This window comes from Rhizobacter sp. P2_H2, from assembly GCF_056403375.1.
On sequence record NZ_JBFUFP010001326.1, the window covers coordinates 1 to 1,295 of the forward strand.

Annotated in this window: 2 protein-coding genes; one reads left to right on the top strand and one right to left on the bottom strand. The window is 68.8% G+C overall.

Going from position 1 to position 1,295, the window contains the following annotated elements; translation table 11 throughout:
* The coding region (locus AC1D15_RS32790; protein ID WP_477829351.1) for a PQQ-dependent sugar dehydrogenase at window positions 1-654 on the top strand (654 nt) is incomplete at its 5' end.
* A 29-nt stretch (window positions 655-683) separates the two neighbouring features.
* Here AC1D15_RS32790 and AC1D15_RS32795 read toward each other — a convergent pair.
* Window positions 684-1,241, bottom strand: a complete 558-nt coding sequence (locus AC1D15_RS32795; RefSeq protein WP_047512364.1) for a helix-turn-helix transcriptional regulator — start codon at window positions 1,239-1,241, stop codon at window positions 684-686.
* Between the last annotated feature and the right edge of the window lie 54 nt (window positions 1,242-1,295).

Genomic DNA, 1,295 nt, shown 5'->3' on the forward strand with positions numbered 1-1,295 from the left:
AAGTACCACAACGGCGGCCGCCTGCGCTTCGGGCCCGACGGCAAGCTCTACGTGGCCACCGGCGATGCGCAGAACGGCGCCAACGCGCAGAACACCAGCGGCCTGAACGGCAAGGTGCTGCGCCTGAACCCGGACGGCACGCGGCCCACCGACAACCCGTTCGGCAACTACGTGTGGAGCTACGGCCACCGCAACCCGCAGGGCCTGGCCTTCGATGCGCAGGGCCGGCTGTGGGAGCAGGAGTTCGGCGACAGCACGATGGACGAGACCAACCTGATCCAGAAGGGCGGCAACTACGGCTGGCCCGACTGCGAGGGCACCTTGTCGCGCAGCGGCAGCGGCTGCGCCACCTCGGGCTACATCGCGCCCAGGCACACCTACCCGACGGCCGACGGCTCGTGCAGCGGCATCGCGATCGTGCGCGGCGTGCTGTACGTGGCCTGCCAGCGCGGCACCCGCGTGTACCGCGAAGTCATCAGCGGCGACAGCCTGACCAACGTGCAGGAACTCTTCCGCGGCACCTACGGCCGCATCCGTACGGTGGAGCCCTCGGTCGACGGCAACCTGTGGATGAGCACCACCAACAACGGCGACAAGGACAGCACCGCCAACAACAGCGACGAGAAGATCTTCAAGGTGATCCTCGGCAACTGAGGGAGGGGCGGCGTGTCACCGCGCGGGCGTCACGCCGCCAGCAGCTTGTAGATCAGCTCTGGCGTCGTTGCCGCGCCGTACTTGCGCATCAGCCGCGCGCGGTACACATCGACGGTGCGCGGGCTGATGCCCAGCCGCTTGCCGATCAGCTTGCTGGTGAGCCCCTCGATCAGCAGCGCGGCGATCTCGCGCTCGCGGGCCGTCAGCTCGGCCTTCAGGCGGCGGCGCGACGACAGGTCCTCGAAGCTCCAGATGCCGGCCGCATGCGGTTGCGCCGGGTCGAGCGCGCGGCCCGACACATGGCACCAGAACAGCTCGCCGCGCTGCGGGCCGTCGACGCGCTTCATCACGCGCTCGTCGGCGTACCAGCCGTTCGCATCGAGCGCGGCGACGATGCGCTCGCCGGTGCGCTCGAACTCCTCGTGCGTCGGGTACAGCATCTCGAACGACTGCCCGACCAGCTGATCGCGCGCCGCACCGAACATCGCGAGCACCTGCTGGTTGCAGTCGACCATCAGCCGGTTGCGCGACAGCACCAAGCCGACGGGGGCGAGGTCGAAGGCGGTGCGGTAGTCGAGGGTGGGCATGGTGGCGAAAGTCACTGCGTCGAGGCGCATGTYACGAGCTGCACCCTTCTATGA

Excerpts from the sequence above, each read along its gene's own strand:
- AC1D15_RS32795 (WP_047512364.1), bottom strand. The coding sequence starts at position 1,241 with ATGCCCACCCTCGACTACCGCACCGCCTTCGACCTCGCCCCCGTCGGC.